The sequence below is a fragment of the Myroides odoratimimus genome (genome assembly GCF_001485415.1).
In the GTDB taxonomy this organism is placed as follows: Bacteria; Bacteroidota; Bacteroidia; order Flavobacteriales; family Flavobacteriaceae; genus Flavobacterium; species Flavobacterium odoratimimum.
The window spans coordinates 1-19,689 of the sequence record NZ_BCMQ01000025.1 but is presented as its reverse complement, the minus strand read 5'-3'; the positions used below and the strand labels follow the sequence as shown (position 1 = coordinate 19,689).

The window sequence follows — 19,689 nt, the reverse complement described above, 5'->3', positions numbered from 1 at the left end:
ATATGGATAGAGGTATTAAGAAAAAGACATTTTTAAATTTTGTTGGACTTTTAAGAAGTTTTTTAATCAAGTGTTTTATTGGAATCGTCTTATGTAGTAGCATAGCGTTTTTATATACTAACTTTATTTTTGAGCAAATATTATTTGCTCCTAAGAACCCTAATTTTCCTATTTATATTTGGCATCGTTCTTTGATAGATTTTTTTAATTTGAGTTCATCATTGTATATGGAAGGGATTGATTTTGATATTCAAAATCGAAAAATGGATGGTCAGTTAATGATTATGATTTGGACTAGTTTTACCTTTGGACTAATAGCTTCATTTCCTTGGATTTTGTATCAAATTTGGAAACTTGTACAACCTAAATTATATAATAGTAAGACAAGATACAGTATTGTATTTGTAACAATCACAAGTCTTTTATTTTTTATAGGTGTCTTGTTTGGATATTTTATTATAGTTCCTTTATCTATTCATTTTTTTATGAATATAGAGATTAGTAGTATTGTTGCCAATCAAATCGATCTTACCTCATATATTTCTCTTGTTAAAACCACCATACTAGCATCAGGTATTGTGTTTGTTTTGCCAGTTGTCATTCTAGTATTATACAAGATGGGAATTTTATCAACAGATACACTCAAAGGTTATCGCAGATATGCTTATGTTTTGATTTTAGTAGCATCAGCAATTATTACACCTCCAGATGTATTGAGTCAAGTTATTTTGGTTATACCATTAGTTTTATTGTATGAAGTGAGTATTTTCTTTTCAAAGTTTATGAAGCCTAATCACATTACAGAATAATATATTATCGTATTTGCTATCAATATTAATTAAACTTGCACAGTTTAAATATACATCGTAATATTGCGATGTGTATTTAAGTATAAAACAATGGGAGTAACAAAATCAGAATTATTTAGTGATAAAAAGAATAGATTATCGCTTATGTTTAAGGTTTTAGGGCATCCAGCAAGACTTGCCATTCTTCAGTATATTATCAATCAAGATGCTTGCATTTGCAATGATTTGGTAGAGGAACTTGGATTGGCTCAAGCTACTATTTCACAACACTTAAAAGAGCTTAAGAATAGTGGACTTATCAAAGGAACAATTGAAGGTAAATCAGTTTGCTATTGTATTGACGATGCAGTTTGGAATGAATTTTTCAAGGAGTTTGAATTGTTCTTCGCTCAAAGAATTCAGTCAGAGGGTTGCTGTTAATATTTTTTAATCAAAATCATCGTAATATTGCGATTATAACAAAAACAAAGTAGAATTATAATATGAAATTATCAGAAGTAAAAGTCGTTTTAGGAAATTTAGATCGAGTAGATTTTCAATTTGAAGATGGGACGTTTGTCGCAGAGCACTTCCATGTAACAGAAGTAGGTCAAGTAACAAAGAAATTTATTGACTGTGGAGGGACAATAAGAGAAGAGGTTAAGGTAAGCTTCCAATTGTGGAATGCGGATGATTATCAGCACCGTTTAAAAGCAGGTAAATTATTAAATATTATCAGGTTGTCAGAAACAAAATTAGGTATTGTTGATGCGGAGATTGAAGTAGAAGTTCAAGGTAAAGAAACAATAGGAAAGTATTTCTTAGCATTTAATGGAACTCACTTTCTATTAAAAAACACATTGACTGCTTGTTTAGCTGAAGATGCTTGTGGAATTACACCAAGTAATCAGGTAACTCAAACTAATTGTTGTGATCCTAACTCTGGATGTTGTTAATCTTAAAAAAGTAAAAGATGTATAAAACATTATCAACTACAATTAGCACTATGCTTGAATCACAAGTGATAAGTGATAGTAGAAAAGACGTTTTGGCTCCCTTGGTGGCTTATATCCAATCTAAGGTTGATTCAAAATCTCCAATTCGAATCAATTTTATCTGTACACATAATTCAAGAAGAAGTCATTTGACTCAGATTTGGATGCAAGTAGCGGCTAGTTACTATGGTATTCCAAATGTTACTTGTTATTCAGGAGGAACCGAACAAACAGCTATGTATCCAATTGTTGCTACCGTTCTGAAAGAACAAGGACTTGAGGTGTTCAAAATTGCAGAAGGAGAGAATCCTATTTATGCGATAAAGTATGGTGATAATGAAGTTCCTATTATTGGTTTTTCTAAGAAGTACGATGCCGCTTTTAATCCAAGTGATGATTTTGCAGCTGTTATGACTTGTTCACAGGCTGATGGAGGTTGTCCTTTTATAGCAGGTGCTGAGCGAAGAATCCCTATTACATTCGAGGATCCTAAGGAATTTGATGGAACAGCAAATCAACAAATAGGATATTTTAATCGAAGCCTTGAAATTGCAAGTGAAATGTTTTACATCGTGTCACAAATTAAAAAGTAAGTTATGCAGGTTAGAATGAAATTTTTAGATCGATACTTAACCCTTTGGATATTCTTGGCTATGGGGATTGGTGTTCTCTTAGGAAATGTATTTCCAAGTGTTTCTAATGTGATGGATAAACTATCTATTGGGACGACCAATATTCCGTTGGCCATAGGGCTAATCATCATGATGTACCCGCCACTGGCTAAGGTTGATTATAATCTATTACCACTGGCTTTTAAGGATAAGAAAGTCTTAAGCTTATCTCTTTTCTTAAACTGGATTGTAGGACCTGTTTTAATGTTTGTTCTTGCTATTATTTTCATGCGTGATGAACCTGACTATATGGTAGGATTAATCCTTATTGGTTTAGCAAGATGTATTGCAATGGTGATTGTATGGAATGATTTAGCAAAGGGTAATAGAGAATATGCAGCCTTACTAATTGCATTAAATAGTGTGTTCCAAGTGCTGTTTTATAGCTTTTTTGTTTGGCTTTTTATCAATGTATTACCTTCTTATTTTGGGTTTGCCGATTATGCTATTTCAATTAAGATGAGTGACGTAGTACAAAGTGTGCTTATTTATTTAGGAATTCCTTTTTTAGCTGGCTTTTTAAGTCATAAGTACCTAATTAAAATAAAAGGAGAAGATTGGTTTAAGCGTAAGTTTATCCCATTTATTTCACCCTTTACTTTATATGCTTTACTATTTACCATTGTGCTTATGTTTAGCTTAAAAGGAGAACAAATTGTTCAATTACCGATGCAGGTAGTTAAGGTCGCTATTCCACTTGTTATCTATTTTGTCTTGATGTTTTTTGTTAGTTTCTTCATAAACAAGTCAATGAATGTCGATTATGATAAAAATGCTGCTATTTCTTTTACTGCATCAGGTAATAATTTTGAATTAGCTATTGCTGTTGCCATCGCCGTATTTGGGATACATTCTCCTCAAGCTTTTGTAGGAGTTATTGGACCTTTAGTTGAAGTTCCAGTATTGATTTTGCTTGTACGAGTGAGTTTGTGGATGAAAAAGAAATATTATACAAAGTAAAATATAGCCTTTATGAGAAGTTTTGTAAATGATAATAAAGAAGATCAAAATGATTATGATTTAATCATTATCGGTGGTGGTCAAAGTGCTTTGGCTTGTGGGTTTTATTTAAGAAGAACACAAATAAAGTATTTGATTTTAGATCAGCAATCTCAACCAGGAGGAGCTTGGATTCACGGATGGGATTCTTTGTCTTTGTTTTCTCCTGCTGAGTTTAGCTCTTTACCAGGATTTATGTTTCCAAAATCAGAAAACTATTATCCCGTTCGAGACGAGGTTATTTCCTATATGGATGATTATCAAGTAAAATATAGTCTACCTATAAAGAGATCTGTTCAGGTTACATCAGTTTTAAAACAGGAGGGAGGATTTACTTTAAAAACTTCGATTGGCGATTTTAAAGCAAAAGCAGTAATATCTGCTACAGGAACATGGGCGAGTTCTTTTGTTCCTGTCTTTAAAGGTTTAGATCAGTTTAAAAATGAACAATTACATTCTGCCTATTATAAAAATGCTTCAGATTTTATAGGAAAAAAAGTATTGGTGATTGGTGGAGGTAATTCTGGAGCTCAAATTTTAGCAGAAGTTTCCAAGTATACAACTGTTACTTGGTCAACAATAGGAGCACCAGCTTTTTTACCTGATGATGTGGATGGTAGGGTACTTTTCGATGTAGCAACGCAAAAATATAATGAGCAAAAGGCGGGTAATGAGCAAGTACAAGCAAAATATAATGTGAGAAGTATTGTTATGGTTCCCCCTGTTGTGGATGCTAGATCAAGAGGTGTTTTAAATAGCAAAGGAGAGGTTGAGCGCTTTACTGAAACTGGTGTTGTTTGGAAAAGTGGAGAAGAAGAAAACTTTGATGTTGTTATTTGGTGCACAGGATTTAAACCTGCATTAAAGCATTTAGAACCTTTAGGAATACTTCAATCAGATGGCAGAGTGAATACCAATGGTAACAGCAAAGTTGAAGGAATTAATGGTTTGTGGCTTGTAGGTTATGGTGATTGGACTGGTTTTGCTTCTGCAACATTGATTGGAGTTGGTAGGTCTGCTAGGAGTACAGTGGAAGAAGTTGTAGATTTTTTAAAGTTGTAAGAAGAACTTTAGATAAATTGTTCGTATATTTACGAATAGATTAATTTGATAAATGATAAGGGTATGTTGAAAAGAGACCTAACAAAAAAACAAGTAGAGATAGCAAGAATAACGAAGGCTTTATCTCATCCTATACGAGTTGCCATTTTAGAAATGCTTGCTTCTCAGGAGTGTTGTTTTCATGGAGATATGTCGGAGGTATTACCTGTAGCAAAAAGTACATTGTCTCAACATTTAAAAGAATTAAGAGAAGCTGGCTTGATTCAAGGAACAATTAATTTACCTACAGTAAAGTATTGTATTAATAAAGAGAATTGGCGAATTGCTAAGCAACTATTAAATGAGTTTTTTGAAGACATTAAAAAGCCTTCTGAGTGCTCATAAAAAAAATTTGCTCTCAATGTTCGTAGTTTTACGAATTACGAACATTGACATTTAGTGAAACTAAAAATTTAAATAACATCAAAATTACTATTTATGAAAACAACCTTTTTAAGCCTTATCTGTATGTTGGCTTTAGTAACTAGTTCATGTTCAGACAAGAAAAAGACACAAGAACAAAACCCCTTAGTGGAGTCGAGCTTGGAAGTATTAGATCAAGAGCAGCTTTTACAGGAAAAATCGGATAATACAATGGTTTATGTTTATTATTTCCATGGAAAGCAACGTTGTAAAACTTGTTTAGCAGTTGGAGACTTAACGAAGAAAACTGTAGAAGGAGCTTTTGCTAGTAATGAGTTAGTGAAGTTTATTGAAGTCGATACAAGTGAAAAGCAGTATAGTGATTTAGTAGAGAAGTATGAAGTGACTTGGAATGCACTTATTATTGCCAAAGGCGATGATTCAATTAATCTAACCGAAGATGCTTTTGCAACAGCACTAACAACACCAAAGGTATTAGAAGAGCTTATAGTTGAACAAGTAAACAAAAAACTTTAATGTTAGATGGAATTACTACAACAATTAGTAGACAGTTCTGATATTCCAATAGTAACTGCGTTTTTGTTGGGACTGATGACTGCTATTAGTCCTTGTCCCTTAGCTACTAACATTACAGCTACAGCTTATTTAAGTAAAGATATTACAGTTAAGCGTAAAGTATTATTTAATGGACTGTTTTATACCTTAGGTCGTGCATTTACTTATACTGTATTAGGTGTTATTTTCTATTTTGGAGCAAGTAAGTTTCAAGTAGCAAAACTATTGCAAAATGTAAGTGGTGTTTATTTGGGGATTGGATTAATCCTTATCGGTATTTTAATGCTTGATATTATTAAATTAAATATACCAGGAGTAGGATCACTAAGTCAGAAGGTAAATCAAAAGAACTTTAAGAAGAATTACTTCAATGCTTTTTTACTTGGTGTTTTATTTGCTTTAGCGTTTTGTCCTTACAGTGGAGTATTGTTTTTTGGAGTGATGATTCCTTTAATTATGGCGAGTGCTTCAGGATTATTATTAGCACCAGTTTTTGCTTTAGCAACGGGGTTACCTGTAATCATCATAGCTTTTTTACTTGCTTACAGTATATCTAATGTAGGGCATTTTTACAATAAGATGAAGAGTTTTGAAATATGGTTCAGACGTATTATATCTGCTGTTTTTATTGTTGTAGGTGTTTATTATATATATGTGAATTTATAAAAAAAATAGATTTGGAAATAATAGTTTTAGGTACAGGTTGTGCCAAGTGTAAGGTAACTTTAGAAACCGTAGAATCTGTAGTAAAAGAATTAGGTTCTGATATCAAAGTTACAAAGCAGGATGATATTATAGAGATTGTAAAATATGACATTATGTCTTTACCTGCTTTGGTTATTAATGGAGAAGTTACTGTTAAGGGGTATGTTCCATCAAAAGAAGAAGTAAAAGAATTAATTAAAAAACATCAGATATGAAAAATGAAGTAAAGATTTACGATCCAGCTTTATGTTGTCCAACAGGGCTTTGTGGGGTTAATATTGATCCTGAATTAATGCGTATTGCTGTTGTAATAGAAAACTTAAAGAAAAAAGGCATTTTAATTGAGCGATTTAATTTACGTGACAATCCTCAGGTTTATGTAGATACTAAAGTAGTTAATGACTTTATCCAAAAAGAGTCTATCGATAATTTTCCTATTACTACCTTAAATGGAGTAATTGTTCTTACCAAATCATATCCAAGTAATAAGCAAATTTCAGAATGGCTTGAAGTGTCAGAATCTGATTTGATTGTTACAAAATAATCTAACCCAATTTTCAATTTCAGTTTAGTTCGGCATACCTAATTGTATGTCGAACAGGAATTGTATTGAATAAAAAAATAGTAGTTATGAGTAATTTTAAACTATATAATCCCTCTAATGAAGGATTTACAAAATATATTTTCTTTACAGGTAAAGGAGGAGTAGGAAAAACATCAATAGCATGTGCTACTTCCTTAAACTTGGCAGACAGTGGGAAAAATATATTACTTATTAGTACAGACCCTGCATCAAATTTGCAGGATGTATTTGATATACCTTTGAGCAATAAAGTGACTAAGTTAAAAGATATTCCCACTCTTTCTATTTTGAATTTAAACCCAGAGCAAGCAGCTTTAGAATATAAAGAATCCATAATAGGACCTTATCGAGGAAAGTTACCAGAGGCTGTTTTATTTAATATGGAAGAGCAACTATCAGGATCATGTACAGTGGAGATTGCTGCTTTCAATGAATTTGCAGATGTAATTACAAATAAAGAGAAACACGATTTATATGACCATATTGTGTTTGATACAGCACCAACAGGACATACACTTAGAATGTTACAACTACCAGCAGCATGGAATACATTTATTGATGAAAATACAACAGGTATTTCTTGTCTTGGGCAATTGTCGGGATTAGGTGATCGTAAAGTAGTATATGAGCAGGCAGTGAAAACATTGAGTGATAAAAATAATACAACTTTATTTTTGGTGAGTCGTCCAGATGAAACACCATTAAAAGAAGTAGAGCGTTCATATAAGGAGTTACTTGAGTTAGATATACAATCTCAGCGTTTAATTATCAATGGAGTGCTAGAGAATTTTGATCAGAATGATTCTATTTCAAGTAAGTTGTATAAACGCCAGCAAAATGCTTTAGAAAATAGAACTAAAAAGCTTCTTGATATTCCAACCTATTATGTTCCATTAAGATCGTATAATATGACTGGAATTGATAATATTAGAAATATGCTTATTTCTAATACAAGTGCAATTTTGACTGAAAATAGCTTAGACAAAAACGAGTTACAAGATATTGATGTATTGATAGAAGACCTTTTTATATCTAAGAAAAAAGTGGTTTTCACGATGGGTAAAGGAGGTGTAGGGAAAACAACAATAGCTGCTCGAATCGCTAGAGGACTGGTTAAAAAAGGAGTTAAGGTTCACCTAAGTACAACAGATCCAGCCAATCACTTAGAGTATGTAAATACAAAGGTAGAAGGGCTTACTGTTAGTCATATTGATGAGAAGAAGGTGTTAGAAGCCTATAAGGAGAAAGTTTTAGCTAAGGCAAGACTAACTATGGGAAACAGTGATTTAAGTTATATTGAGGAAGATTTACGCTCTCCTTGTACACAGGAAATAGCTGTTTTTAACGCTTTTGCTGAGATTGTAGCTATAGCAGATCATGAAGTAATTGTTATCGATACAGCACCAACAGGTCATACTTTATTGTTATTAGATTCAACTCAAAGTTATCACAAAGAAGTAGAGCGTACACAAGGAGATATTAGCGAGGCTGTTCAGAATTTATTACCACGTTTAAGAAATGAACAAGAAACAGAAGTAGTTATTGTTACGTTACCAGAAACAACACCTTTATTTGAAGCACAACGCTTACAAGAAGATCTTGCAAGAGCAGGTATACACAATAAATGGTGGGTAATAAACTCAAGTTTATATCTCACAGATACAACAAGTACTTTTTTAAAAGATAAAGCAAAAACGGAAGTACAATGGATTAATAAAGTCAATGAACTTTCTAAAGGTAATTTTGTTGTAATACCTTGGATGGAAAAGGTTGAATAAAGAAGTACTTTTTAAAAACATCACACTGAATTAGAATGATATACTAATTTAAGTGTGATGCTTTTGTTGGTCTCAGATTATAATTAAAACTATACGTTAAAGTAAATTTAGTTTCCAAAATCTTTTTGGCTTTATAGCCTTGTGTAACAGAAAATAAAACTCAATAAGGAAAGTTTAGTTATGTTCTTTTAAATTTAACTATTTGGCTTGTATTTGTTTTTTATACATGAAATATAGTATGCTCTAGTAAAATATTAGGAATTGTATTGCTTATAGTCGGTATCGAGGATACTTATATCAACAACTCCTTGTGCATTTTTGATTAATCTTCTACAGGATAAACTTAAATGTTTTAAATGAACTTGTTTATTAGCTTTAGCATATTTTTCAGTAAGTTTATTAATTGTTTCTATTGCAGACATATCTGTAATTCGACTTTCCTTGAAATCAATAATAATCTGATCAGGATCATTCTCTATATCAAATTTTTCAAGAAATATTGTAGTTGAACCAAAAAATAAAGGTCCATATATTTCATAATGTTTTATTCCATTTTTATCGATATATTTTCTAGCTCTTATTCGTTTAGCGCTTTCCCACGCAAAAACAAGAGCAGAAACAATAACTCCTATTAATACAGCTAATGCTAAATTATGCAATATAACTGTTATACTCGCTACTAGGATAATAACAAAGATATCGTGGCGAGGCATTTTATTTATTATTTTAAAACTAGCCCATTCAAAAGTTCCAATGGCTACCATCATCATTACTCCAACTAATGCAGCCATAGGTATTTGCTCAATTACAGGACCTGCAACTAAAATTATTAATAGTATAGAACATGCTCCTACAAGAGCAGAGAGTCTTGTTCTTCCCCCAGCACCTATATTTACTAGGGATTGTGCAACCATAGCACAACCTCCCATACCACCAAAAAATCCATTCGTAATATTAGCAATACCTTGGGCAGTTGCTTCTCTATTTGAATGTCCTCTTGTATTCGTAATTTCATCAACCATATTAAGTGTAAGTAAACTCTCAATAAGCCCAACTCCTGCCATAACAATAGAGTAAGGGAATATGATTTTTAAAGTTTCAAAGGTAAAGGGAATATTTGGAATATGGAAAGTAGGTAAGGAGCCTCCTACAGAGGCAATATCAATTACTTTTTTAGTATCGATATTAAAAAAGTAAACAAGTGCAAAAACAACAATAATAGCTGCAAGAGAAGATGGTATTACTTTTGTTACTTTAGGAAGTAAAATTACTATTGTAATTGTAAGTAAAGTTAATCCAATCATAAGATATAAGGCTGAACCTTCTAACCAATTTTCAACTCCATTTGTAGTAATTTTAAATTGAACAATTTGTGACATAAAAATGATAATTGCTAATCCATTTAAAAATCCATACATTACAGAGGAAGGAATTAACCGAATGTATTTACCGAGTTTTAATACTCCCACAAGTAGTTGTAAAAGTCCTGCTAATACAACAGCAGCAAAGAGGTATTCTGTTCCATAACTAGCTGCAAGAGCAATAAGAACTACAACAGTTGCTCCAGCTCCTCCTGAGACCATACCAGGCCTTCCTCCTAATATTGCTGTTACAAGTCCCATTAAAAAAGCAGCATATAAACCTGTCAATGGTGATAGACCTGCTAGTATAGCAAAAGATAAGGATTCAGGTATCATAGTCATAGATACCGCTAAACCAGCCAATATCTCATTTTTGTAATTGATTGGTTGACTAAAATCAAATAAATTGATTAGTTGCTTCATAGAAAAAAAATTAAATAAGTATGACGCTTTGTAATTTTAATTACAAGCAATAATAGATATGATATATGTACTTTTATAAGTATATATAAGATAAGTCCATGACAAAAGTGCCAAAGGAAATAATTGGATAAAAAAAACTATTAGCCTAAGATCAAGGCGGAGTAATTTGAGAAGATATTTTTACTGTTTTTTTCATAAGTTACAAAGTTATTGCTTTTTTATTGTATTCTGAAGATTTTTTTAATTTTTATTTGATAGTATGAAAAATCTCAAGATATTTCTGCATAGCATCGCGGCAGTGTCTAATGGATTTAAACAAATATTTTACAAACAAGTAACTGAATAATTTTTTTTAGTAGAAATCATCATCAATAGCTTAAGAGAAACTACTTTAATCAACAGTATTTGATGAAATAGATATACATTAAGCTATTTAATTATGTAAGTTTATGATTATAAGATTTTTAATAAAGTTATTTATTATTTTGATTAGTAGAGTATATACCCCAACAAAGCTCCTACTAAAACAATAAAAGCACTATTTACTTTTTTAAATTTAAAAACGAGTATACCACTAAGTAGGGTAATAACAAGGGTTTGCCAGTTGAGCAAGACATCTCGTGTCATCGTTATACAAACAGCGACAATCAAGGCGACAGAGGCAACATTCACCGCATCTAAAAAGACAGATAATCCTTTTGAGTTGCGAAGTTTTTTCATCAATGGGTTTAGTAAGGCTACTAGAATAAAGGATGGTAAAAAAATTGCAACAGTTGAAAGAATTGCTCCAGATAAACCATTAATTTGAAAACCAATAAAAGTAACGGAAGAGAAAACAGGTCCTGGTGTGAATTGCCCTACAGCAATTGCATCCATTAGTTGTTCCCTTGTTAGTAATCCTGTTTGTACTAGTTCTGTATCTAAAAAGGCAAATAGCACATAACCACTACCATAAAGTATAGCACCTATTTTTAGAAAAATCCAAAATAACTGTCGATTGGTTGTAGTGAAAAACGTACTTTGTATGCTAAGTAAGAGTGGCAATGCAATCAAGCTTTGTAAGGTATTTTGCTTTCTCGTATTGATATAAAACAGGGCATAGGCTAAAAATCCAGCCCCAAACAATAAAAAGATTTCATTAACCCCCAGTAAAGAAGCTACCAAGACGATTAGCCCCAAAAAGGCTAAAAAGGTGGAGTTAATAGATTTTTTAGCTAGTGGAAAAACAGCTCCAAGCATAATGGCTATAATTGCTGGTTTAATTCCGTATATAAAAGGTTGTATATGCGGTAATTGCCCATACAATTTATAAAAGTAGGCGAGTACACCCGTTAGAAAAACAGCGGGAAGAATAAAACATAGCCCTGCAATTATGAGGCCTTTCCATCCCCCTTTGTCATAGCCAATGTGAATGGCCATTTCTGTACTGTTAGGACCAGGGATTAAATTGGTAGCTCCCAGTAGATCTAAGAAGTGTTGTTCATCCATCCATTTTCTTTGTACAACGACTTCCTCTCTCATCATCGCAATATGCGCTGCAGGACCTCCAAAACCAATAATTCCCAGTTTTGTAAAGACTTTGGCTATTTCTTTTAGGCTTACTTTTTCTGACATTTTGCTTCCTATTTTTAGTTTTTATTGCAATTGATGTGTTCAACATTATTGTGTAATAGGAACAGGGGGTAAAACTAATGATAATTAGATATTCAAAGGTTACCTAAATGTAAACAAAATGAGGATTAAACCTTTTTTCAATAATCTTAATATCCAACATTATCAAATAAATCTTATATTTTTCTAATATTCTAATTGAAGCAAGGTTCTTTATTTTTACAAGAGAGAAAATCTCTTTTATATCTAATTCGTTAAAAACATAATCTATTGCTTTCGGATCGCATTCTGTAATATCGACTCACCTAAATAAAAAGTAGCTCTCTAAGTTAATTTACTTTTGCTGTTTTATGTCTAATTCGATTTTATTGATACTTGTATGTTTATTGAATTTAAATAAGCCAATCTTTCTTATCATCTTGATTAATCTATTGGTTTATGTGTACTAACAGCGACTCTGTTCCATGCATTAATAGTAATGATAGCCATAATAATGAACCCTATGTATTCTTCGTTGAATAACTTTGTAGCCATTTCATAAGTCTCTTCTGTTAAACCACGCTCACTAATTAGAGTAATTTCCTCTGTCATAGCTAAAATAGTACGTTCTTCTTCTGTGAATAGTTCCGTTTCTCTCCAAGCATTTAGTAAGAAAATTCGTTGAGCAGTTTCTCCTTGATTCATAGCGTCACGTGTATGTAAATTAAGGCAATACGCGCAACCATTAATTTGAGATGCTCTAACCTTTATTAATTCAAGATGAGTTTTGTCTAAATCTGAATTCTGAACAAAACTGTCAAGTGCAATAATTCTTTTATAACCACTTGATACTACATTTGATAAGTCAATACGTTTTTTCATTTGTCAATTTTTTTAAGTATTAGAAGGATATAAGTTACAAATAAAACTATAGAATAGATTATTTTAAATAAGTATGTAAGTGAACTGCAGATAGTTCGAAGTGATTTTTAAAGTATAATTTCTGTGCAGTGTGATTGTCAAAACCAGTATCTAATACTACAGCATCCATAGACTCGGATTCAGCTATAGATCTTATGTGGGCTAATAGTTTACCTCCAAATCCTTTTTCTCTATAGCTTTCTACAGTACATAAATCATCGATATAAATAATATATCCACTATGTAACGTGGTCATTTTTCTATAACCAATAAAAGCAACAATATTTTCTTTGTCGTAGATACCTTTTAATGCATATTTTTCATTTTTAAGCATTTCATTAATTGTAATAAGCCAAGTATCTTTGTTTAAATGTGGTCTTAAGATTAAAGCAACAGCTAAACATTTTTGAATCTCTGATGCTGTTTCAATAGCTTTAATTTCAAATGTATTTTCCATATTTTAATATTTTTGGTAAAATTAAAACAGAGTCAAATAAGCTCAACATGCCAGATTATTAATAATAGGTAGCCCAGTGAATTTTAATACATTACTTTTTTTAGAATAGCACAAGCCTCTATCATTTCTTTTTCGTCTAATGATGCAAATCCCATACGAATGCCATTAGTTGAAAATACCTCATTCTTGTAAAACAGGCCATTGTCTAGATATAAACCTTGTTTTAATGCATTGTGAGATAGTTTTATTAAATCTATCTCTGGATTAAAAATAGCCCAAATAGCTAATCCACCTTCGGGAACTTTAAAGGTAATTTGATTAGCGAAATTAGTATCTAATAAAGAACAGAATGTATCGCGTCTTTCCTTATAGGTCTTAAGTGCTTTTCTGTTGTATCTATTCATTTCTCCCTGATTAAAAAGGGAGGCAAATGCTTCCTCTAAGGTTGTATCGCCTTGTCTATCGATTAGTTCTCTTAAGGCGGTGGCTGCATGTATAAAGTTAGCTGGGCCAGTCATAAAACCAATTCTTAGAGCAGGGGCAAAGGTCTTAGTAATTGACCCAAGATATATTACATTTTGATTGTGATCTATACTTGCTAAAGGTAAATAAGGTTTATTAGCATAGTGGAAATCAAAGTCATAATCATCTTCTATAATTGCAAATTGATGTTCTTTGGCCAATTTTAAAAACTTTAATCTGCGTTCCATACTTAGTGTAACTGTAGTAGGGCTATGATGATGTGGAATGATATAGATAGCTTTTATTTTTTGTTTTTTTAATTTGTTTTCGAGATAGTCTACATCCATCCCATTGTGATCTATAGGTATCCTTAAAAGGTTAGCACCTGCTTGTTTAAAAATCTGATCTGCTGTAGGATAGTTAGACATACCTACGGCAATAGTATCTCCTGGATCTAAAAGTAATTGAGCGGATAAATAGATCCCCATTTGACTACCCTTTGTGATTAGTAAATCATCGATAGAGGCATTTAAGCCTCGAGTGGTAGAGAGATAATTAGACAATGCCTCCCTTAGATTTTCTGAACCTTGAGGACTTCCATATTTTAAATAATTACGACCATAGAATTTTCTGGAAATACTTCTGTATTCACGCATTAACTCATCAATGGGGGCAAGGCGGACATCTGGAAACCCATCATCAATGGCAAGTTTAGTCTTCTGAAAGTTTTGTCCTAACTTAACATCTTTAAATTTGTTTGTCCACTTAAAAGCTTCTTGATTTAAATTTTTAATCGGTTCATTACCAATGCTTTTTTTGGAAATGGAAGGTAGTGTTGACAATACATATACGCCTTTTCGTTCTATTGACTCTGTCCATCCTTGGCTAATAAGCTCTTCATAGGCCAGTTTAACTGTATTTCGATTTATGCCTACTAATAAAGCTAAATTACGTGTGCTAGGTAAAATATCAGATGGTTTTAATGTACCATCTGTAATTAATGATATAAAAGCATTACACACTTGGATATACAAAGGAACAATAGAATCTCTGTCCACTTTAATTAAAGTTTTATAAGGTAACATCTGGGCTGTGCGATTTGTATTAATTGGTATACAAATATAATCCAATAAGCAACTACTTTTGGCTAAAATATTAAAAGATGAATGTAAAGAAAGACATAGATAAACAGGTTTTAATTATAAATGCTAGTGCAAGAACTATACGTTCACAAAGTAGAAAATTAGCTGACACCTTTAAAGAGCTATGGCAGAGTCATACTCGTAATACTGTAATTCAATTAAGAGATCTTGGTCTTGAAAATGTACCACATATTAATGAAATATGGATTAGTGCTGCCTTTAAGCCATTAGAAGATAGAACTGATGAGGAAGTAGAAGCCTTAAAGGTGAGTGATGAATATATTGCGGAATTAAAAGAAGCAGATATTATAGTTATTGCAAGTCCTATGTATAATTGGTCTATTCCTAGTAGTTTAAAAGCATACATTGATCAGGTAGTTCGCGTTAATCAAACCTGGAGATATAATCCAGATAATATACAAGACCCTTACATAGGATTACTAGAGAACAAAGAAGTTGTTTTATTGTTAACAAGGGGATCTCAAGGATATGAAATAGGTAACTATAATGAGCAAATAGATTTTCAAACTAACTATTTAAAGAGAGTTTGTAATGTAATGGGAATAACTAAGATTACAGTTGTTACACTTGATGGAGAAGCGAATGATAAACTAGAATATAGCGACAATATCACGGAAGCTCACAAAAAAGTAAGAACATATATAGAAACTATCTTTTCTTAACTCTTGTATTATTATAGTCTTCTTCTTCTATATTTTAAAAAGAGATTTTTTTCTCTGCTAATTAGAACTCATTTTTAAAATTAGGTTTTATATTATTAGATTTTCAGTTAACTATGTAAATTGATATAACAGATACAAGTAATCTATATGTTTTTTTATTGATATATCACACGTTAAATAGATATCTTAAATTTAACGTGTGATTTATTTTAGCTTTAGAATTATGTTTTATCCATATACTCCTCTAGTGCTTCTTTTAATTTATCTAAATAACACGTTTTTGACTTAGCTCTTGCTTTCATTCTATGAAAAGCATGATGTATATCCAAGAGCTTTATACCAAATACCTGCTGAAACAACACCGCTATCTTCCGTATTTCCCCTTTCCCATTGTTAATTGACCCTGATAGATAAAGTGCGTAGATAAGTTCTATAAGAGCGTTTTGAGACTCTGACCATACTAAGTTAGATGAAGATATTGAATTGTTGCCAATATCATATTCTTGTATTTTCTCATGAAGATAATTCTGAAGTAAGTCATGAGCTATTATACGAGCTATTTTATAATCATAATAGGTGGAGAAAAGAGCATCTATTTCAAAGATAAAACTGTTTATACCGATGAGTAAATCTGTTTTACCAAGGGTAAAGTACTCGATGTCTTTATCTATGCGTTTGGCATTATAGTATTTATAGAATTCATTGTAAGCAAAATACTTCTTATACTCAAGGTTTAGCTCTTCCAGATGTTTATGATAGTATTTATTCTTAACAACAATATCTATTGGGCAACTTGTTTCTATAGAATAGAGTTTGTTGTAAAAGATTAGTTTGCCTAAGACTTGAGGCTTAATTACTTTAAAAAATTCAATCTCATCTATTTGATTTTTGAACCCCACTTGAAGTATTTCTTCTTTTAGCTTTATAAGTAAAAGCCTTAAAAATTGAATCATCTCGTAAGCTTTTGAAATTGAAGTTGAATCAATTAAGTTTAGTTCAATTTCCTTTGATTCGATTGTCTTTAATACACTTTTGTAAAGAGCATTTTGTGTCATAATTATTGAGTTTTGGTTGGTTAATTATTGACACGTTTGCCTTGAAAGAATCTTCTATTAGTAGCTCTTTTAAAATAAAGCAATACTACTTTTAAAATCAATACGTAAAAACACGGTAAATATGCGGAAAACACGTATTGTTTATTATTTGGAAATTGTAAATATTTACATTATTAATTTTTAAATGTTTAGCTTTATGGAGATTAACAAAAAATCAGGTACAGTAATTAGCCTTGAAAAGGCAATTGAACTAACACATTCTTATCAAGAAAACAGCCCCGAAAAACCTAATAGTTATTTTGTAGGTCTTGATAAGATTAATGAGTTATTACAACAAAAAGGGGGGATTGGATTGCGAATCTATCCAGGTTTAGATCCTCAAAGCAATCAAAACAATATGGTTTTAGTAGCAGTAGACCAAGAAGGAGAAGATTTAACTAATGGAATTATGCTTGATGAGCTTATCACATGTCCTCCTATGTGTCCTAAAAAGCCAACCAAGCTTATAAAAAGTAAGTAGATGATTTATTATGTACTCTTATATGTAACGCTATTAACAGGTCTTTTTCCTATAGTTATGTTTATTGGAAAAGGAAATCATTTAAATAAGCAGAACAATTATGTTTTGCCTCTTATTCTGTTAATTGCTGGTTCTTCTATATATGAGTATGTAGTTAGTGGTGTATTGAAAATAAGTGTTATTCCTTGGTATCAAATACATTCATTATTAGAGTTTTTAGCTTTATACTATCTTTTTATAAAATTAATTGTACAAAGACCTAAATGGTTCTTTTTAACCTTTTTAGGTCTTTTTCTATTGATCTATGTTTATTCTTTTTTCTGTTTGGAAGAAGATTCAGCTTTCTTAGCAAAGAGCATCAACAAGTCTTTTTTGACCTTGTTTATTATGTGGTGTAGTTTTTTATGGGTAAAACAGGTCTTTGATCAAAAGGTGGTTTTAAGTCTGTATAAGCAGAGTAGTTTTTATGTAGTTATGGGGCTATTCTTCTATTATAGTACGACGATTTCACTTTTTATGTTATCAAGTTATATCTATAATAACGACATCTATTTTAATGATTATTGGTTAGTGAATATTATAGCTAGTTTGATACTTAGAATCATCTTATCAATTGGCGTATGGAAAATGAAATAAAATTATTCTTTTGGCTTGGGACTTTTATTATGATTTCCCTTGTCATTATCGTGATTATCCTTGTGATTGTTTATCAGAAGAATCTAAGCAAGTACCACAATGAACAGCTAAAACAGCAACTTAGAAACAGTTTAATTGTAGAGCATAAAGAAAGAGCAAGAATAGCCAAGGAGTTACACGATGGTCTTTGTGGGGATTTAGCAGCTTTAAAAAATTATGTAGGTGTTATAGAACTTAGTCAAGATAAGGATTTAATAAAATCTACGATTTCAGATATACAACAGAGTATTTTATTGTGCTATGATGAGGCGGTCAGAGTGAGTTATAACTTATCACCTCCTTTGATTAAGGATAATCCAATTAGTATCATATTAAGTAATTACTTAACCAGGATATCAAGAGCGACAAGTATAAAAATGTCTTTTAAATCTGATAAACAAACTTTTATACTAAGTGAATTAGTAAGATTAGAACTCTATAGAATAATACAAGAGCTAATCCAAAATATTATCAAGCACAGCAAGGCGACCTATACAGAGTTAGAACTTAAATGGACAGAGGATCAACTTGTATTATCTATAACTGATGATGGAATAAGGTATGATTTTAATGCTGATTTAAAAGGACAGGATGTTGGCTTAGGACTTAGTAATATTAAGACAAGAGTACAGCAAATTAAAGCAGATTTTACTCATCAAAGACAACAAGAGGTTAATATTACCACATTAAAAATAAATAATAAATATGAAAATTAAAGTAGGAATAGTAGATGACCATAAACTTTTTAGAACAAGTTTTGGTTTGCTTTTATCTCAGTTAGACGGAGTAGAAGTAGTGTTTCAGTGCTCTAATGGTATAGAGCTATTTGAGGTATTAAAAACTAAAAAGGTGGATATTCTATTTTTAGATATTCAAATGCCTGTTATGGATGGTTTTGAGATAACTCCCAAACTCAATGACAGATATCCAGACTTAAAAATACTTATTCTTAGTAGTTTTAATGATTCTTATACCATTGAGAGAATGCTTAAATATAAGATAGCAGGATATCTAACCAAGAATGCAGGACAGTCTCAAATAAAAAAAGCTATTTACAATGTATTTGAAGATGGAGTGTATTATGATAGCCAGATTAGAAATATAGTAAAGCATTTACAAGATGCAGATTACAAAAAAGATGCTGGTTTAACCCAGAAGGAAGTAGAGATCATTAAGCTATTTGTTAAGCAGTACAGTGGAAGAGAAATAGCTGAAAAACTTCATTTGAGTGTTAGAACTGTAGAAAAGCACAAAGAGATTATTATGCAAAAAACAGGAGCGAATAACTTCATAGGTGCTGTTGCTTATGCTATTATTAGACACTATATAACAGAGGATGATCTTTTTTAGAAGTCAAACTACTAAAATTACGTAAAATTACGTATTGTTTTGAAAATAAGTGATTTGTAGTTTTGGATATCCCAAAATGCCAGTACTATGAAAGCCAAATTCTCACTTATTGTACAATATTTCTTTGTATTACTTTTTGTTTATGCAGCGATAAGCAAATTAATCACTTTTGAAGCATTTCAAGTTCAACTGACCCAGTCCCCACTATTAAGCGCTTACGCTAGTATAATAGCCTATTTGGTTATTATTGTTGAACTTGTTATCGCTTCATTATTAACGATAAAACAATTCAAGCTGTTAGGTTTATATCTTAGTTACGGATTAATGGTAGTTTTTACTATTTACATCTACCTGATATTAAACTACAGCGACTTTATACCTTGCTCTTGTGGAGGAATACTTGAAAAGATGGGATGGACAGAGCATCTATGGTTTAATATCATCGTATGTATTTTGGGATTATTAGCCATCTACTTTCAAGAAAATGATAA

At 31.5% G+C, this 19,689-nt stretch carries 24 protein-coding genes; 18 read left to right on the top strand and 6 right to left on the bottom strand.

All coding sequences use genetic code 11. From position 1 onward, the window contains the following. The first annotated feature begins 2 nt into the window (after positions 1 to 2). The 12 genes from tatC to arsA all read left to right on the top strand — a co-directional run bounded on the left by tatC (position 3) and on the right by arsA (position 8,559). Positions 3 to 809, top strand: coding sequence for a twin-arginine translocase subunit TatC (gene tatC, locus MODO_RS15935; RefSeq protein WP_059051402.1), 807 nt, complete (start codon positions 3 to 5; stop codon positions 807 to 809). 90 nt (positions 810 to 899) lie between these two features. Continuing rightward, positions 900 to 1,229: an ArsR/SmtB family transcription factor gene (locus MODO_RS15930; RefSeq protein ID WP_006266562.1), complete on the top strand. Its 330-nt coding sequence runs from the start codon at positions 900 to 902 to the stop codon at positions 1,227 to 1,229. A gap of 62 nt (positions 1,230 to 1,291) precedes the next feature. Continuing rightward, positions 1,292 to 1,744 (top strand): DUF6428 family protein, encoded by a 453-nt coding sequence (locus MODO_RS15925; protein WP_016649737.1) that lies wholly within the window; start codon positions 1,292 to 1,294, stop codon positions 1,742 to 1,744. A 17-nt stretch (positions 1,745 to 1,761) separates the two neighbouring features. Next, the gene (locus MODO_RS15920) at positions 1,762 to 2,376 is read left to right on the top strand and encodes an arsenate-mycothiol transferase ArsC (protein ID WP_006266564.1); all 615 of its coding nucleotides are present in this window, start codon (positions 1,762 to 1,764) and stop codon (positions 2,374 to 2,376) included. 3 nt (positions 2,377 to 2,379) lie between these two features. Continuing rightward, entirely contained in the window at positions 2,380 to 3,414 is a 1,035-nt protein-coding gene (gene arsB, locus MODO_RS15915; protein ID WP_006266565.1) for an ACR3 family arsenite efflux transporter, read from the top strand. 12 nt (positions 3,415 to 3,426) lie between these two features. Next, positions 3,427 to 4,515 (top strand): ArsO family NAD(P)H-dependent flavin-containing monooxygenase, encoded by a 1,089-nt coding sequence (locus tag MODO_RS15910; protein ID WP_006266566.1) that lies wholly within the window; start codon positions 3,427 to 3,429, stop codon positions 4,513 to 4,515. 63 nt (positions 4,516 to 4,578) lie between these two features. Further along, positions 4,579 to 4,899 (top strand): ArsR/SmtB family transcription factor, encoded by a 321-nt coding sequence (locus MODO_RS15905; protein WP_006266567.1) that lies wholly within the window; start codon positions 4,579 to 4,581, stop codon positions 4,897 to 4,899. A gap of 93 nt (positions 4,900 to 4,992) precedes the next feature. Next, on the top strand, positions 4,993 to 5,454 hold the full coding sequence (locus tag MODO_RS15900; protein WP_016649734.1) for a nitrophenyl compound nitroreductase subunit ArsF family protein: 462 nt from the start codon (positions 4,993 to 4,995) through the stop codon (positions 5,452 to 5,454). A 6-nt stretch (positions 5,455 to 5,460) separates the two neighbouring features. Then, positions 5,461 to 6,159, top strand: coding sequence for an aromatic aminobenezylarsenical efflux permease ArsG family transporter (locus MODO_RS15895; protein WP_006266571.1), 699 nt, complete (start codon positions 5,461 to 5,463; stop codon positions 6,157 to 6,159). Between the two features lie 11 nt (positions 6,160 to 6,170). Further along, positions 6,171 to 6,413, top strand: a complete 243-nt coding sequence (locus MODO_RS15890) for a thioredoxin family protein (RefSeq protein WP_016649733.1) — start codon at positions 6,171 to 6,173, stop codon at positions 6,411 to 6,413. Further along, complete coding sequence (gene arsD / locus MODO_RS15885; RefSeq protein WP_016649732.1) at positions 6,410 to 6,742, top strand: arsenite efflux transporter metallochaperone ArsD; 333 nt, start codon at positions 6,410 to 6,412, stop codon at positions 6,740 to 6,742. Before MODO_RS15890 ends, arsD begins: the two co-directional genes overlap by 4 nt. An 86-nt stretch (positions 6,743 to 6,828) precedes the next feature. Then, a complete protein-coding gene (gene arsA / locus MODO_RS15880) occupies positions 6,829 to 8,559 on the top strand; it encodes an arsenical pump-driving ATPase (protein WP_059051400.1) in 1,731 nt (576 codons plus the stop codon). A gap of 254 nt (positions 8,560 to 8,813) precedes the next feature. Here arsA and MODO_RS15875 read toward each other — a convergent pair whose 3' ends face one another. The 5 genes from MODO_RS15875 to pdxR all read right to left on the bottom strand — a co-directional run bounded on the left by MODO_RS15875 (position 8,814) and on the right by pdxR (position 14,831). Further along, the gene (locus MODO_RS15875; protein WP_006266575.1) at positions 8,814 to 10,343 is read right to left on the bottom strand and encodes a SulP family inorganic anion transporter; all 1,530 of its coding nucleotides are present in this window, start codon (positions 10,341 to 10,343) and stop codon (positions 8,814 to 8,816) included. 489 nt (positions 10,344 to 10,832) lie between these two features. Then, on the bottom strand, positions 10,833 to 11,957 hold the full coding sequence (chrA, locus tag MODO_RS15870; RefSeq protein WP_059051398.1) for a chromate efflux transporter: 1,125 nt from the start codon (positions 11,955 to 11,957) through the stop codon (positions 10,833 to 10,835). A gap of 420 nt (positions 11,958 to 12,377) precedes the next feature. Then, positions 12,378 to 12,815, bottom strand: coding sequence for a carboxymuconolactone decarboxylase family protein (locus MODO_RS15865; protein ID WP_059051396.1), 438 nt, complete (start codon positions 12,813 to 12,815; stop codon positions 12,378 to 12,380). A gap of 58 nt (positions 12,816 to 12,873) precedes the next feature. After that, positions 12,874 to 13,311: a GNAT family N-acetyltransferase gene (locus MODO_RS15860; RefSeq protein ID WP_059051394.1), complete on the bottom strand. Its 438-nt coding sequence runs from the start codon at positions 13,309 to 13,311 to the stop codon at positions 12,874 to 12,876. Positions 13,312 to 13,394: 83 nt separating this feature from the next. Further along, positions 13,395 to 14,831, bottom strand: coding sequence for a MocR-like pyridoxine biosynthesis transcription factor PdxR (gene pdxR / locus MODO_RS15855; protein ID WP_162264456.1), 1,437 nt, complete (start codon positions 14,829 to 14,831; stop codon positions 13,395 to 13,397). A 104-nt stretch (positions 14,832 to 14,935) separates the two neighbouring features. Here pdxR and MODO_RS15850 point away from each other — a divergent pair, with 104 nt between their 5' ends. Next, a complete protein-coding gene (locus MODO_RS15850; RefSeq protein WP_016649726.1) occupies positions 14,936 to 15,598 on the top strand; it encodes an FMN-dependent NADH-azoreductase in 663 nt (220 codons plus the stop codon). Between the two features lie 221 nt (positions 15,599 to 15,819). Here the strand turns inward: MODO_RS15850 and MODO_RS15845 are convergent, their stop codons facing one another. Then, positions 15,820 to 16,653 carry an RteC domain-containing protein gene (locus tag MODO_RS15845; protein WP_059051390.1) on the bottom strand — a complete coding sequence of 278 codons (834 nt, stop codon included), beginning with the start codon at positions 16,651 to 16,653 and terminating at the stop codon, positions 15,820 to 15,822. 196 nt (positions 16,654 to 16,849) lie between these two features. Here MODO_RS15845 and MODO_RS15840 point away from each other — a divergent pair, with 196 nt between their 5' ends. From MODO_RS15840 to MODO_RS15820, 5 genes are all read left to right on the top strand, one after another. After that, complete coding sequence (locus MODO_RS15840; protein ID WP_058699366.1) at positions 16,850 to 17,173, top strand: hypothetical protein; 324 nt, start codon at positions 16,850 to 16,852, stop codon at positions 17,171 to 17,173. Beyond that, complete coding sequence (locus MODO_RS15835; protein ID WP_059051388.1) at positions 17,174 to 17,809, top strand: hypothetical protein; 636 nt, start codon at positions 17,174 to 17,176, stop codon at positions 17,807 to 17,809. Beyond that, positions 17,794 to 18,564 carry a sensor histidine kinase gene (locus MODO_RS15830; RefSeq protein ID WP_059051385.1) on the top strand — a complete coding sequence of 257 codons (771 nt, stop codon included), beginning with the start codon at positions 17,794 to 17,796 and terminating at the stop codon, positions 18,562 to 18,564. The genes MODO_RS15835 and MODO_RS15830 overlap by 16 nt, the downstream gene beginning before the upstream one ends. Beyond that, a complete protein-coding gene (locus MODO_RS15825; protein ID WP_059051383.1) occupies positions 18,554 to 19,198 on the top strand; it encodes a response regulator transcription factor in 645 nt (214 codons plus the stop codon). Before MODO_RS15830 ends, MODO_RS15825 begins: the two co-directional genes overlap by 11 nt. A gap of 87 nt (positions 19,199 to 19,285) precedes the next feature. Next, a partial coding sequence (locus MODO_RS15820; protein WP_305801358.1) for a MauE/DoxX family redox-associated membrane protein occupies positions 19,286 to 19,689 on the top strand: 404 nt, incomplete at its 3' end.